The organism is Bacillus sp. JKS001846 (assembly GCF_900176455.1).
GTDB classification, from domain to species: Bacteria; Bacillota; Bacilli; order Bacillales; family Bacillaceae_G; genus Bacillus_A; species Bacillus_A cereus.
Genome location: NZ_FWYG01000001.1, coordinates 5237209 through 5251643 on the forward strand (window position 1 = coordinate 5237209; position 14435 = coordinate 5251643).

Genomic DNA, 14435 nt, shown 5'->3' on the forward strand with positions numbered 1-14435 from the left:
TAGGACAAACCTGCCGGGAAGCCCCCTGCAGGTTTGTTTTAATTTCTGTACATTAAATATCGTTCATACCACATATCTACGAAGTCTGGTGCAAATGGACCTTTTCTTTGATGAATCCACTGTGTTAAATGTGCTACATTTCGTTTTAAAATTGTATCAATAACAGGTGGATACTGCATAATTTGACTATGTTTTTCATACTCATCTTCATCTAGAAGCGTATATGTCATATCTGGATATACTTTAATATCTAAATCATAATCAATATACTTTAATGCTTCAGGATCATACGCAAAAGGTGAGCTTAAATTACAATAATAATATACGCCATCTTCCCTAAGCATCCCAATCACATTAAACCAATAGTTGGCATGAAAATAACAAATTGCTGGTTCACGAGTAATCCATGTTCGGCCATCCGATTCTGTAACTACTGTACGATCATTCGCTCCGATTACAAGACTCTGTGTCCCTTTTAAAATTGTTGTTTCTTCCCACATTCTATGAATGGAGCCATTATGTTTATAACTATGTATTTGTACTTTTTCTCCTTCTTTGGGAAATCCCATATATGCTCCCTTCTTTCAACTGCAAATGCCCTTTGAACGGCATTCACTTTTTTTCTATTATAACTTTTTTGTCGAAATTTTAAAACTAAAGGGATAAGACTCTATTTTTCAAATTGAATATGCAGGAGGTTTATCGTTGAATACTATGCCCCAACTCTTCTTAAGAGATAGGGATTGTACTGCATTATTTATAAGCGAGGACATGTAATAGAAAAAGCCCTTCTCTATTTCCATACAAAGAAGGACTTTTCACCTGAAGATAACAATATATCTTACCCTAAATTTGAAATCATTTTTTCAGTTGCAAAAGATTGAATTACACTATTCGTTTGTTCTTCAAATTTCTCATGTAACATCTTCAACGCTACTTCTGTTCTATATATTTCCTGACGGATAAAATGCAGTTCTTTTTTATCGCACGTATCTTTTTCATTCATTTCGATTTGTTGATACTTCTCTAGATGTGCTTGTAACTTTAACAACTCATCCATCGTTTCTAATTGCTCCCCTACCAACTTATCAAAATCGTTCATTACTTACCCCCTTTTGGACTTATTCATCAGTTATTATTCCTAATTACATAATTCTAATTGTTAACTTCCTTCTCCTTTGACTACATTTGTTGACTTATTAGAAGTTATGTCGTTCGCTTTCTTTTCATTACAACGATCCACGCAAAAAGAAAACACTTCTCCCGAATTAGAGAAGTGTTTTTCTTTCATTACTGATTTGAGCTAGAAGATTGTGATTGTTTTGCAGCTGACTTAGCATTTTGTTTTTTCACAGAATGCACGTCTGTTTCAGTTGCAAATTCTGTACCATAACTAGCGTTTGCACTTTGTGCACCAGAAGCTTGTGCTTTCTTTGCTTCTGATTGTGCGTTTGCTTGTTTTACAGCTTGTACATCTGTTTCAGTTGAAAACTCTGTACCATAACTAGCATTTGTACTTTGAATGCTAGCACCAGAAGTTGCTTTGTTATAACCTTGTTGTTTTTTACTCATCTTTCTCACCTCCACAATCAATAATGTAACCAATTCACTTAGAAGCTATCCGTAATTTTCTTTTTTAAAATTTCCGCATATAACTTTTGTTACTCATTCAAACTATAGAAAATGGAGGTGTAAATATGTATATAGGACGCGATATGACTGAACTAACGATGATTTCAAAAAATGAATGGAAAGAAGATGAATTAGCTTATTTTCATCACTCACTACAACAGGTTCTGCCTTATTTAAATGTAGAAGGGCAAAGTATTTACAAAGAAATTGTAGTAGAAATCGAATCAAGAGGCGGCTTACAAGAAGGTGAAGCTAGTTGGACTCATGGGACAAAAATTTCTTACGATTAAAAAAGTGTTCCCTAGATTGGGAACACTTTTTTTATTTATTGCATTGTAATTTTCTCCACACAATTTTCATAAATAGTACGGTGTGATTTTGAGAAAGGTAATTGCTCAAATACCTCTTTTGATACAAATTTTAATGTATCTGTATCAACAATATTACCGGTTACTTTTCCGTAAAATACAAATATATCCCAAGTACGATGTGTAAACGTATGTTGTACATTCATTGCGTATTCATCAATAGAAACCTCGAGCTCAAATTTTTCTTTCATATAATCTATAAGCTGTTCCTTCTGATTTCGAATACCTTCTCCAAGTTCCACATTCGGAAACTCCCACATGTTAGCTAACAAACCTGTACTTGGACGTTTATTAATAACGTAACGACCGTCTTCAGTTTGAAGTACACCTGCAACAATAGGTACCATTTTAGGAGCTTTCGCTTTACTTTTTACTGGTAATTCTTTTTGAACACCTTCAGCATATCCTCTGCAATGTTCACGTACAGGACAAAGTAAGCATGCTGGATTTTTCGGAATACAAATTAGTGCACCTAATTCCATCAATCCCTGATTAAAATAAGATGGGTTTTCTACTGAAATAATTTCACGCACAATCTCTTCAAAAACTTTTCGAGTCTTTGGTTTTGCAATATCATCCCATACTGATAAAATACGAGATAATACACGCATAACATTTCCATCAACTGCCGGCTCTGGTATACCATATGCGATACTTAAAATAGCACCTTTTGTATATGGTCCCACTCCTTTTAACTTTTCAATTTTCTTTACATCACTTGGTACAACTCCGCCGTATACTTCTTTTACCTCTTTTACTGCCGCATGTAAATTACGTGCTCTAGAATAATATCCTAAACCTTCCCATGCTTTTAATACTTCTTCATCATCTGCGTTCGCTAACGCTTCAAGTGTAGGAAACTTCCCCATAAAATTTGCGTAATATGGTTTTACAGCTTCTACTCTTGTTTGCTGTAACATAATTTCAGAAACCCAAACGCGGTATGGATCTTTATTCTTTCTCCATGGTAAGTCGCGCTGTTCTTCTTCAAACCAACCAATTAAATCATTTTGAAACTGCTCTATATTAAAATTGTTTAGTATTTCAAGTGTCAAACTTGATCCCCCTCATTTTTTTGCATATAAGTACTATTATAAAGATTTTAGGAAAAAATTTAAGTAAGATGATACAGGAAATAGAAGGCAAAGGACTTGAGGTATCGAATAAAAAGAGTTACATTAATAAAAAACGGAGGTGGATTTCTATGGACACAGCCACTCACCTTGTTATGGGTATCACTTTAGGTAGCTTAGCAACATTAGATCCAGCCATAGCACAAAGTGATATTGGCCCCCAAGCTGTTATGCTTGCTACAATTGCTGGTTCCAACATTCCTGACATTGACACAGTTTTAAAATTGCGTAATAACGCTAAATATATAAGAAATCATCGTGGAATTACTCATTCTATTCCTGCGGTAATTCTTTGGTCATTCCTTATAAGTGGCATCTCTTTCGCCTTCTTTTCAGACGCTCCATATCTTCATCTACTGCTTTGGTCATTTATTGCTGTCTTCCTTCACGTCTTTGTAGATATTTTCAATGCCTATGGTACACAAGCATTACGGCCTTTCACAAAAAAATGGGTCGCACTCGGCGTGATTAATACATTCGATACCGTAATTTTCTTTATCCATATACTTGCAATTGCTTGCATGCTCGTCGGTTCTCATAAGGGATATACAGCTTTAGCGGCATATATATTAATGATTGTTTACTATATCGGACGGATTATGATGCACAGAAATATAAGAAGCGTTGTACACAAACGTTTCAAAAATGTCGAAAAGATTATCATTTCTCCTTCTTACCGATTTTACCATTACCATTTAGCAATCGTTACGGCTGATTATTACTACGTTGCGAGATGGCACCGTGGTAACATCATGATATATGATAAGTTCGATCGGGTACCGTTCCCAGACAATAATATTATGCGAGCAGCTAAACAAGATGAAAACATCTCGGCCTTTCTATCTTTCTCTCCTGTATATCGCTGGGATATTTTTGATCATGACCATTATTATGAAGTACGATTCATTGATTTACGATATCGAAGTAAAGATTATTATCCATTTGTTGCAATCGTTCAGCTCGACCACAATTTAAATATTATTAGTTCCTATACAGGATGGATCTTTAGTGAAGAAAAGCTTCGAAAAAAACTGGAATTACTTCCACATTAAAAAAAGCGACTTAAGTCGCTTTTTTAATGTTTCAAATGATCTTCTTGATTAATTAAATGACTATACTTCGGATTATTTGTACGCATTTCATGAAGGCGTACACCATGATTATTAATCCATGATCGTACCACTTGTTCTGTCATTTCATCGCCTTGATAACGACCTGATTTTGCATAAGTTGTTTGAAAATCTTCCCATAGTAACTCAACCCACGCACGAGCTTGTGCGTAAGAAAGCTTGTCATTCTTGTCTAATAATTCTTTCGTTAATGTTTCATAAATATCATTCATATTATAATCTCCTTTTACCTATTTATCCCTTCATTTCTAAAGGATAGTTTCTTCAATTTTGCACATTCTATAATTGATACTTCTTAAAGAGGTATCAACCGATAATGAGGAGGGCGTTCGTAATGGGTAAACAAGCCGAATTTTGGTCTGAGTCAAAAAACAACAGCAAAATCGACGGTCAACCGAAAGCGAAATCACGCTTCGCTTCGAAACGACCTAACGGCACAATTAACACGCACCCACAAGAACGTATGCGTGCTGCAAATCAGCAGGAAGAGTAATACAAATTAAATTAACTTCCTACACGAGGTGATAAAGATGAGCTACCGTGATCGCTTAGATAGTCGTTCTGAATTATTTAACCATACGTGGACTCGTCCAAAACATGCGAAAGCGCAAGTTAACGGACAGACGCAACAAACCCAGTCTCTCATTATATTGGCAAATGAATGTAAAAAACGCCAATTTTAGAATCTCCTATCTCCTTTAACGCCTACCAAAGATGAAAACCAGAGAGATATATGCTCTCTGGTTTTTATTTTTCTTGCAATAAGGAAATTGGTATGCCAATCTCTTCATTATCATTTTGCTTATATCCCCAAGCAAATACCCCATTGAAATACGTAATTTTAAATAATACACCAGGTTCTTCTACTAATTCATATGTTTCACCAATACGGAATTTGTTTATATCCGTCATATAAGCACGAGCCATTGCCATTTTTCTCATTAATACATCAAATTCATTGACAATCCCAAGCTGCTCAGCTTTTACTGCTTGCTCCTTCAAAGCGCCAATTTCTTCCCTTAGCTCATGCGGTGTCATTTCACTGTAGCGTTTTGGCATATTCATCTTATTCTCCTCATTCCTCTTCGCGTTTCATTTGCAAAAATATCTCGATTTCATCAATAGAGAATCCTTTTCGATATAACGCTTGTTTCATCTTGTTTTCAAATGTCCATCCATCATGCTTCTTATATTTCTCATAATATTTATTCCCATGATAGTGTAACGCTTCTTGTTGCTTTTCGTCATCTTTTTCGTCTTTCAATTCTTCCAAACAAATTTGAATTACTTCTCTAGAATATCCTTTTCGAACAAGCATCTCATCTAACTTTAGTTTCATTTGTAAAAAAGAGTGTTTTTGATAAGATTTTTTCTTCTTCTCTATGAGAAACAAGGCATTCTCAATTTGCTTTTCCTTCGGATATTCTTGTAAACTATGTGTAATAATTAAATCCTGAACACCTTTATTTAATAACTCTCTTTTAATAACAGTTGGACCTTTTCGATTCACATTACTTTGCGTTCGCGTATATAAAACAGCATACTCTTTATCATTAATATATCGGTCATGTAATAATTTCGAAACGACTTCAGAGATGATGGCCTGTCCCACTTCTTTTTTTCGTAAAAAATCTTCTATTTCTTGTTTTGTTCTCATTTGATAGGATAAATAGGAGATTGCTTGTAAATATGCTTTTTGCACTTCTTCATTGTACAAAATATTTCCTAACTCGATTTCATCAATTTCTAAGCCTTTTTGTAATCCATGTTTTATTAAGATTACTTGATCCACACTAAATCCGTACTCTTCGCCTTGACCTTTATCAATATAAATATTAAATCGTTCTTTCGATCGTTTTTGTACTTCTATTTTTGTAATGACAGCCATACTCTCACCTCTCTATTATTTTAACATAGTCGAGGAACATTTTTTCTTTTCAAGAATATATATAATGAGGAGGAAATACTTGTGAAAATCGCAATTTCTGGTGGTACAGGCTTTATCGGTAAATCCCTTTCTACTTTTTTTATTCAAAAAGGATATACTGTTTACATTCTCACACGAAAAAAAACTACTGAAACTTCCGATCCTAACCTTCAGTATGTTCAATGGACACCAGATTTACAAACCTTCCCCCTCTCTTCTATTGATGTAGTTATTAATCTAGCCGGAGAGTCTATTAATAGTAGATGGACAAAGCAACAAAAGAAAGCCATTTTAAACAGTAGAATTCAAACAACAAAAGGACTCATTAAACAATTGCAGGGACTCCATACAAAGCCACACACATTTATTAACGCAAGTGCTATTGGATACTATGGAACGTCTGAAATAGAGTCTTTTACAGAACAGCATGAGACTCCTGGAAATGACTTTTTAGCAAATACAGTATATTCATGGGAACAAGAAGCATCTAAAGCACGTTCTCTCGGAATACGAACAATCTACGCAAGATTTGGAGTTGTATTAGGTGCAAATGAAGGAGCTCTTCCAAAAATGCTACTTCCCTATCAATTCTATATCGGCGGCACCATTGGTTCTGGGAAGCAATGGTTATCATGGATTCATATAGACGATGTCGTTCGTATGATGGATTTCATTATACACAAAAAAGAAATTGATGGTCCTCTTAATATGACAGCACCAACACCTATAAGAATGAAGGAATTTGGAGAAACCATTGCAACTATAATGAAAAAGCCTCATTGGTTGCCTGTACCTTCTTTTATCATTCAAACTTTATTAGGTGAAATGAGCATACTTGTACTAGAAGGGCAACGTGTATTACCCATTAAAGCAATTGAACATGGATACCAATACACATTTCCAGAAATAGACCATGCATTACAAAATATACTTTCGCATACAATGTAGTACTTCTAAAACACAATTTTACATGGGCTCTTTCAAAACTTTCATTTTCTAGGATCCGAAGCATTACCATACAAATAACCTTTCAGTTACTTTCCCTTAACTTCCATTAGCATTATAAAGTAACAGAAATGAGGTACCTATGAAAATATTGCTCAAACAAGCCATTGTATACCCTATTACATCTCAAAAGTTTCAAGGAGATGTACTCGTTACAGGAGAGCGAATTACCGAGGTCAAACCTTTTATTCCACCTACTCAAGATATGACCGTTATAGATGCACGAGCACTCCATCTCTTACCTGGCTTTATTGATGTCCATACTCACCTTGGTCTCTATGATGAAGGTACTGGTTGGGCTGGAAATGATGCCAATGAAACATCTGAAGTTTCAACACCACATATTCGTTCTTTAGATGGAATCCATCCTTTCGATATTGCCTTTCAAGACGCTGTACAAAACGGAATTACAACCGTTCACGTTATGCCTGGCAGTCAAAATATTATCGGGGGTACTACTTGTGTAATAAAAACAGCTGGAACTTGTATTGATCATATGATTATTCAAGAACCTGCTGGTTTAAAGATTGCCTTTGGAGAAAATCCTAAAAAAGTCCATAGTAATGGAACAAAAGAATCCATTACACGTATGGGGATTATGGGGTTACTTCGGGAATCATTCTATGAAGCACAACACTACGGGCACGAAGCTGATTTTCGAATGCTTCCTATTTTAAAAGCATTACGTCGTGAAATACCCGTACGTATCCACGCTCACCGAGCAGATGATATTAGTTCTGCTCTACGCTTTGCAACAGAATTCAATCTCGATTTACGCATTGAACATTGCACAGAAGGACACTTTATTGTTGAAGAACTTTCAAAACACAATTTGAAGGTTTCAGTCGGTCCCACTCTGACACGCCGTTCTAAAATCGAACTAAAAAATAAAACATGGGATACTTACCATATATTATCAAAAAATGGTGTGGAAGTTTCTATCACAACAGATCATCCTTATACACCCATTCAATATTTAAATGTTTGCGCTGCTGTTGCAGTAAGAGAAGGGTTAGACGAGAAAACAGCACTAGAAGGAATCACCATATTCCCAGCACGAAATTTGCGTTTAGAGGATAGAATTGGAAGCATCGAAGTTGGAAAAGACGCCGATCTCGTGCTATGGACTCATCATCCTTTCCATTATTTAGCCAAGCCTGTACTAACTATGATTGATGGAAAAATAATTTACAAAAAAAATAAAAAAAACTAGTTTATTTTTTTGACTAGATAAAGTATTATACGATTATAAACTGAATGAAACCATAATCAATTTGTGTCGTGATTATCATTTTCAAATTGATGAATGGGGAAGGCAAATGGTGCGCCACCAGCGTTAGAAACTGGTTCTAGTGGGTTCGATTCCCACCCCGAAATTTTTTAAAGATTGATATAAAAATTTCGAGGGTGGGGTGTTTTTTCGTCATGCTACCCTCGTGTGAGGAGGAGTTAGTATGTTGAAAAAACGCGACTTACACGACAGCCACGTTCTATACGAGTTAATGGTGGATCCAGCTGTCTTCCCTTTTGTGCGTCAAAAGGCTTATTCTTATGAAGAATATTTATTCTTAACGAAACAAACGATTGAAGCTGAAGAGCGTGGTGAATTAATTTCACGCACAATTTTAGATGAATGGGGTAACCCTATCGGAACAATTACTTTATTTGATGTGCAAGAAAAAGCTGGATTTCTCGGGACATGGCTTGGCAAACCATATCATGGAAAAGGCTATAACAAATTGGCAAAAGATTCATTTTTTAGTGAACTTTTCTATGAATTAGATATTGAAACAATTTTCATGCGTATTCGTAAAATAAATATTCGTTCTATTAAAGCTGCAGAAAAACTGCAATATGTGAATCTAGCAAACGAAACAAGAAAAGCCGTATATGATGAAATTAACGCAAACGAAGAAGTGTATAACTTATATGAAATTCCAAAAGATCAATACACACTTGCTACAATGCGAGATACAACCTTCCAAGATGCTCATCAATTAAAAGAAGCGTAATCTAAATTTTCTGAAATGATAATCAATCGTTAACATTTTCCATATGCGTATATCCCCTCATGTCTTTGGAAACGATAAATAGTAACTTTAAGACACGAGGTGATTTGTAATGGATAAAAAGAAACGTGATAAAGCAAAAAACACATTATCTAGTACACAAGAAGTTCTCTATCAACGCGAATTTCAAAAAGCAGATCGTGCAGCAGGATATCGCTCGAAAAGCATTTAAAGTGAAAATGAATAATTAGAAGTTTCCCCCCTAATTATTCATTTTCATTACATAATTTTCTCGACTGATAGAAGTAAGCAAAAAAGCCCCTTATACATAAGGGACTTTTTTGCTGTGGACAACTTTATCCACAAAACCGATGAAATTGTTAGTAATTTTCAAAAACATTTAATATTTTTCTATATTAAAGCATATATCAGCTGTTTTAATTGTGGATATTTTTCTAAAAATTGTGGACAATGTGGATATAGTTGTTAATATTCCGACTTTACTGTTTAATGAAAGCGCAATCCTTTTGTGGATAACTCACTAAATTTCCTTTAAAAATAATAAAGAACCCTCTTTACATATACAAAGAGGGTTTCATATTAAGTAAAAGATTGTGCAAGAGCAGGTGATTTAATAGGTATATGACGCGGTTCTGCATGATTTTCCGCCAAAATTGCATCTACAATATGGCCAGCTGGCTCTGGAAGATAGATGCTTTTCATTGCTTCTTTCATTTGAAGAAGCTTCACATCATCTTGTAATAATGCCTCTGTTTTTGCAAAAACCTCACTATCATCGCGAATGACAACTGCTGCTCCCTTTCTTTCAAAGTACATCGCATTTTCATTTTCTTGTCCTGGAACAGGCTTATATAAAATGACAGGTACTTGCAACGCTGCTGCTTCACTTAATGTTATTCCGCCTGGCTTCGTAATCATACAAGAAGTAACACGGAATAATTCATCAATATTTTCAACATACCCAAACACTTTTAATGCATCGGAATTTTGCTTCTGTAAACTTAATAAATCCTGTTTTAAAGCTTCATTTTTCCCACAAACGACAACTACTTGTAAATTAGGCACTGACATAAATGATTGGCATAGTTCTTTTACATTTCCTAATACCCCATGAGCACCTGCTACAATTAGTAAAATCTTTTTATTCTTACATAACTGATATTTATTATATATGATTTCTGGATTTACCTTTAACTCAAAACTACTCCGAATTGGAATTCCTGTTTCAACAATTTGTTCCGCAGGTACACCGATATCAACCATCAATTCTTTCACATGATCCGTTGCAACAAAATAACGATCTACTTCTCGATGAATCCATATTTTGTGCACGCAAAAATCCGTTAATACGTTATAGACAGGAATTGAAATACCTGTTTGTTTCTTTAATTCTGGTACAGCGATAATTGGAAATGTATTAATTACAATATCTGGTTTCTCCACCTGTAAAAGTGTTTTCAAACGTTTCCTTCCAAAGTTCGCATACCAAGATGCTATTTTCTTATCATAAATTTTTTCTACCCCGTAATAAAACAAACGATATAATTCTTTTCCTATTGTATAACTTTTTAAATATAGATATTTTGTAATGTCAGTTATAAATGGATGTGATTCTCCAAACAAGTCGCATACAATAACATCTTCAATTCCTTTTTGGCGAAATGTTTGTTCTAATGTTTTTGCTACTTGCACATGACCATTACCGTAATGTGCAGTTAATATTAAAACCTTGGGGTTTTTTATCAAACAAATCCACTCCTAGCTTTTTGTTTCTCCATATTGCATATACGACAATAGGAAAAACATTTTCCTTAAAAATTACATAAACAGATTCTAATAATTCCCTTTCAGCTATGTACCTGTCGTGGATATGCAAAGCATATAAGATTGACCCCTTAATCCTATCTGTGCTCATATCTTTACATTATACTTTCCTATAAGAGCTTTCGCAATAACTTACAAATGTTCTCTATTCCATGATACTCACTCTTTTACTTCTTAATTCTTTTTACTATTTTGATTTCCCTTTACAATTATGTAAATTTCTCCATTTATTCCGTACAAAATTATGGATATTCTATTTTCAGTATACTCTTTTATCAATATATACTCTAGATTTTATTGTAAAGAAAGCAAAAAGCCTAATCCAATATTTGGATTAGACCGCTTGTAAAATATATTTAGCATGTTCTACATTTTTCTCAGTAGGTGGTTCTACATTTGCGAGTGGATACTTGTGTCCAAGCGCCTCCCATTTATATACACCAAGCTTATGATATGGTAACACTTCAACTTTTTGAACATTAGACAGACTTTGAATAAAGCTAGATAGTTTTTGTAGATCCTCTTCATTATCCGTAACACCAGGAACTAATACGTGTCGTACCCAAATCGGTTTATTCTTATCCGATAAATAACGAGCAAATTGTAAAATATGTTCATTTGGTTTCCCTGTTAATTTACGATGCTTTTTGGAATCGATATGTTTCAGATCCAATAAAACTAAATCTGTATAATCCATTAAAATATCTAGCTTATTTTGGAATTCTGGTTCCTCAGAATAACAACCACCAGAAGAGTCGATTGTTGTATGGATACCAGCCTCTTTACACTTTTTAAACAACTCAATTAAAAAGTCTAGCTGTAATAATGGCTCTCCACCGCTAACTGTTATACCGCCTCCGGAAGCTTCAATAAATGGAAGGTAACATGTCACATCCTGCATCACTTCTTCAACTGTTATTTCTTTACCTTTACCGATTTCCCACGTATCAGCATTATGACAATATTGACAACGTAATAAACACCCTTGTGTAAATATGACATAACGAATCCCTGGGCCATCAACAGTACCACAAGACTCTACAGAATGTATTCTTCCTTTTACCATGTTACTTCCTCCTTTATTGAAACAGCCTCCCTTCGCTATATATTAAGAGCGAAGGGACACTTTTTTCATTTACATGCTTTCATGCATTGTACGGTTAATTACATCAATTTGTTGTTCACGAGTTAATTTAATAAAGTTTACAGCGTAACCAGATACGCGAATTGTTAATTGTGGATATTTCTCAGGATGTTCCATTGCATCCATTAATGTTTCACGGTTAAATACGTTAATATTTAAGTGGTGGCCTTCTTTTACTGCATAGCCATCAAGCATTGATACTAAGTTACGTACTTGTACATCATCTTCTTTACCAAGTGCTTTCGGAATAATAGAGAATGTATTAGAAATACCATCTTGTGCATCTTCATATGGTAATTTAGCCACAGATAATAATGAAGCTAATGCACCTTTTGTATCACGTCCATGCATTGGGTTCGCACCTGGTGCAAATGGTTCTCCAGTACGGCGGCCATCTGGAGTATTACCAGTTTTCTTACCGTATACAACGTTAGATGTGATTGTTAAGATTGACATTGTATGAACAGAATTTCTGTATGTTTTATGTTTACGAAGTTTATTCATAAATGTTTTTACAAGATTTACAGCAATCTCATCTACACGATCATCATTGTTACCGTATTTAGGGAAATCTCCTTCAATCTCGAAGTCAACTGCAATACCATTTTCATCACGAATTGGTTTTACTTTTGCGTATTTAATTGCACTTAATGAATCTGCTACTACAGATAGACCAGCAATACCTGTTGCCATTGTACGAAGAACGTTTGTATCATGAAGTGCCATTTCAATACGTTCATAGCTATATTTATCATGCATGTAATGGATAACATTTAATGTGTTTAAATATAGACCCGCCAACCATTCCATTGTCATATCAAACTTATGCATAACTTCTTCATAATTTAATACTTCAGAAGTAATTGGTGCGTACTCAGGACCAACTTGTGCTTTAGATTTTTCATCTTTACCACCGTTAATCGCATATAATAATGCTTTCGCTAAGTTTGCACGAGCTCCGAAGAACTGCATTTGTTTACCGATTCTCATTGCAGATACGCAACATGCAATACCGTAATCATCGCCGTATTCAGGGCGCATAATGTCATCATTTTCATATTGAATTGCTGATGTTTTAATAGACATTTTCGCACAGTAGTTTTTAAAGTTCTCTGGTAATTGTTTAGACCAAAGAACAGTTAAGTTTGGTTCTGGAGCTGGTCCTAAATTATCTAATGTATGCAAGAAACGGAATGAGTTCTTTGTTACTAATGGACGACCATCTAATGCCATACCACCGATAGATTCAGTTACCCAAGTTGGGTCACCAGAGAATAATTCATTATAATCAGGTGTTCTTGCGAATTTCACAAGACGTAATTTCATAATGAAGTGATCTACAATTTCTTGTACTTCTTCTTCTGTTAAAGTACCATTTGCTAAATCTCTTTCAATGTAAATATCTAAGAATGTAGAAGTACGCCCAAGACTCATTGCAGCCCCGTTTTGCTCTTTAATCGCTGCAAGGTATGCGAAGTATAACCATTGGAATGCTTCTTGCGTGTTTGTTGCTGGCTTAGAAATATCGAAGCCATGAGAAGCGGCCATTTCTTTTAACTCTTGAAGTGCACGCATTTGCTCAGATAACTCTTCGCGTAAACGCATTGTATCTTCGCTCATTACACCGCCAGTTAAATTTAAATCAGCTTTTTTCGCTTCAATTAAATGATCAATACCATATAACGCTACTCGGCGATAGTCACCGATAATACGTCCACGTCCGTATGCATCTGGAAGACCCGTAATAACACCTGATTTACGTGCATTTCTCATTTCTGGTGTGTATGCATCAAATACACCTTGGTTATGAGTTTTTCTCCAATCTCTAAAAATACGACTAAGTTCTTTATCCATTTCGTATCCATAAGATTCACAAGCTTGTTCTGCCATACGAATACCACCATATGGTTGTAAAGAACGTTTAAATGGTTTATCAGTTTGGAAACCGACTACTTTTTCAATATCTTTATTTAAGTATCCAGGGGCATGTGATGTAATAGAAGAAACAATTTTTGTATCCATATCAAGAACGCCACCGTTTTCACGTTCTTTCGTTGTTAAATCCATTACTTGATCCCAAAGTTGTTTCGTTGCTTCAGTTGCTTCTGCTAAGAAAGATTCGTCTCCTTCGAAAACGTTTACATTATTTAAAATGAAATCGCGAACATCAATCTCTGCTTTCCATTTTTCACCTTTAAAGTTTTCCCATGCGTTTTTAACATTTTCTAATACTTGAGTCATC

General features: G+C 34.9%; 18 protein-coding genes. 8 read left to right on the forward strand and 10 right to left on the reverse strand.

What is annotated here, in order from left to right; genetic code table 11:
• Positions 1-38: 38 nt before the first annotated feature.
• The 3 genes from B9A45_RS27840 to B9A45_RS27850 all read right to left on the reverse strand — a co-directional run bounded on the left by B9A45_RS27840 (position 39) and on the right by B9A45_RS27850 (position 1572).
• A complete protein-coding gene (locus B9A45_RS27840) occupies positions 39-569 on the reverse strand; it encodes a nucleoside tri-diphosphate phosphatase (RefSeq protein WP_000506624.1) in 531 nt (176 codons plus the stop codon).
• A gap of 272 nt (positions 570-841) precedes the next feature.
• Positions 842-1102, reverse strand: coding sequence for a YgaB family protein (locus tag B9A45_RS27845; RefSeq protein ID WP_000997575.1), 261 nt, complete (start codon positions 1100-1102; stop codon positions 842-844).
• Between the two features lie 188 nt (positions 1103-1290).
• Positions 1291-1572, reverse strand: a complete 282-nt coding sequence (locus B9A45_RS27850) for a gamma-type small acid-soluble spore protein (protein WP_000039046.1) — start codon at positions 1570-1572, stop codon at positions 1291-1293.
• 125 nt (positions 1573-1697) lie between these two features.
• On the opposite strand from B9A45_RS27850, the gene B9A45_RS27855 reads away from it, so the two are divergent.
• Positions 1698-1922 (forward strand): hypothetical protein, encoded by a 225-nt coding sequence (locus tag B9A45_RS27855; protein WP_000275436.1) that lies wholly within the window; start codon positions 1698-1700, stop codon positions 1920-1922.
• Between the two features lie 35 nt (positions 1923-1957).
• Here the strand turns inward: B9A45_RS27855 and mutY are convergent, their stop codons facing one another.
• On the reverse strand, positions 1958-3055 hold the full coding sequence (mutY, locus tag B9A45_RS27860) for an A/G-specific adenine glycosylase (protein WP_016111389.1): 1098 nt from the start codon (positions 3053-3055) through the stop codon (positions 1958-1960).
• 149 nt (positions 3056-3204) lie between these two features.
• On the opposite strand from mutY, the gene B9A45_RS27865 reads away from it, so the two are divergent.
• Positions 3205-4185 (forward strand): metal-dependent hydrolase, encoded by a 981-nt coding sequence (locus B9A45_RS27865; RefSeq protein ID WP_000379106.1) that lies wholly within the window; start codon positions 3205-3207, stop codon positions 4183-4185.
• A gap of 23 nt (positions 4186-4208) precedes the next feature.
• On the opposite strand, the gene B9A45_RS27870 is transcribed toward B9A45_RS27865, so the two are convergent.
• The gene (locus tag B9A45_RS27870; RefSeq protein ID WP_000998166.1) at positions 4209-4475 is read right to left on the reverse strand and encodes a YfhJ family protein; all 267 of its coding nucleotides are present in this window, start codon (positions 4473-4475) and stop codon (positions 4209-4211) included.
• Positions 4476-4597: 122 nt separating this feature from the next.
• On the opposite strand from B9A45_RS27870, the gene B9A45_RS27875 reads away from it, so the two are divergent.
• Both B9A45_RS27875 and B9A45_RS27880 read left to right on the forward strand, forming a co-directional pair.
• Positions 4598-4756, forward strand: a complete 159-nt coding sequence (locus B9A45_RS27875) for a small, acid-soluble spore protein K (protein WP_000517891.1) — start codon at positions 4598-4600, stop codon at positions 4754-4756.
• Positions 4757-4793: 37 nt separating this feature from the next.
• A complete protein-coding gene (locus tag B9A45_RS27880) occupies positions 4794-4946 on the forward strand; it encodes a YpzG family protein (protein WP_000122093.1) in 153 nt (50 codons plus the stop codon).
• A 64-nt stretch (positions 4947-5010) separates the two neighbouring features.
• On the opposite strand, the gene B9A45_RS27885 is transcribed toward B9A45_RS27880, so the two are convergent.
• Positions 5011-5328 carry a YfhH family protein gene (locus tag B9A45_RS27885; protein ID WP_001057024.1) on the reverse strand — a complete coding sequence of 106 codons (318 nt, stop codon included), beginning with the start codon at positions 5326-5328 and terminating at the stop codon, positions 5011-5013.
• A 10-nt stretch (positions 5329-5338) separates the two neighbouring features.
• Complete coding sequence (recX, locus tag B9A45_RS27890; RefSeq protein ID WP_000268502.1) at positions 5339-6151, reverse strand: recombination regulator RecX; 813 nt, start codon at positions 6149-6151, stop codon at positions 5339-5341.
• Positions 6152-6232: 81 nt separating this feature from the next.
• Between recX and B9A45_RS27895 the strand changes: the two genes are divergently transcribed.
• From B9A45_RS27895 to B9A45_RS27910, 4 genes are all read left to right on the forward strand, one after another.
• The gene (locus tag B9A45_RS27895; RefSeq protein ID WP_000684380.1) at positions 6233-7138 is read left to right on the forward strand and encodes a TIGR01777 family oxidoreductase; all 906 of its coding nucleotides are present in this window, start codon (positions 6233-6235) and stop codon (positions 7136-7138) included.
• 139 nt (positions 7139-7277) lie between these two features.
• Positions 7278-8408 (forward strand): amidohydrolase, encoded by a 1131-nt coding sequence (locus tag B9A45_RS27900; RefSeq protein ID WP_000698314.1) that lies wholly within the window; start codon positions 7278-7280, stop codon positions 8406-8408.
• 241 nt (positions 8409-8649) lie between these two features.
• A complete protein-coding gene (locus tag B9A45_RS27905) occupies positions 8650-9207 on the forward strand; it encodes a GNAT family N-acetyltransferase (protein WP_000914737.1) in 558 nt (185 codons plus the stop codon).
• 109 nt (positions 9208-9316) lie between these two features.
• A complete protein-coding gene (locus B9A45_RS27910; protein ID WP_000358482.1) occupies positions 9317-9436 on the forward strand; it encodes a YfhE family protein in 120 nt (39 codons plus the stop codon).
• A 368-nt stretch (positions 9437-9804) separates the two neighbouring features.
• Here B9A45_RS27910 and B9A45_RS27915 read toward each other — a convergent pair whose 3' ends face one another.
• The 3 genes from B9A45_RS27915 to pflB all read right to left on the reverse strand — a co-directional run bounded on the left by B9A45_RS27915 (position 9805) and on the right by pflB (position 14434).
• Positions 9805-10971 carry a diglucosyl diacylglycerol synthase gene (locus tag B9A45_RS27915; protein ID WP_000594688.1) on the reverse strand — a complete coding sequence of 389 codons (1167 nt, stop codon included), beginning with the start codon at positions 10969-10971 and terminating at the stop codon, positions 9805-9807.
• 412 nt (positions 10972-11383) lie between these two features.
• Positions 11384-12115, reverse strand: coding sequence for a pyruvate formate-lyase-activating protein (pflA, locus tag B9A45_RS27920; protein ID WP_000238467.1), 732 nt, complete (start codon positions 12113-12115; stop codon positions 11384-11386).
• Between the two features lie 69 nt (positions 12116-12184).
• The gene (gene pflB / locus B9A45_RS27925) at positions 12185-14434 is read right to left on the reverse strand and encodes a formate C-acetyltransferase (protein ID WP_000195464.1); all 2250 of its coding nucleotides are present in this window, start codon (positions 14432-14434) and stop codon (positions 12185-12187) included.
• Between the last annotated feature and the right edge of the window lies 1 nt (position 14435).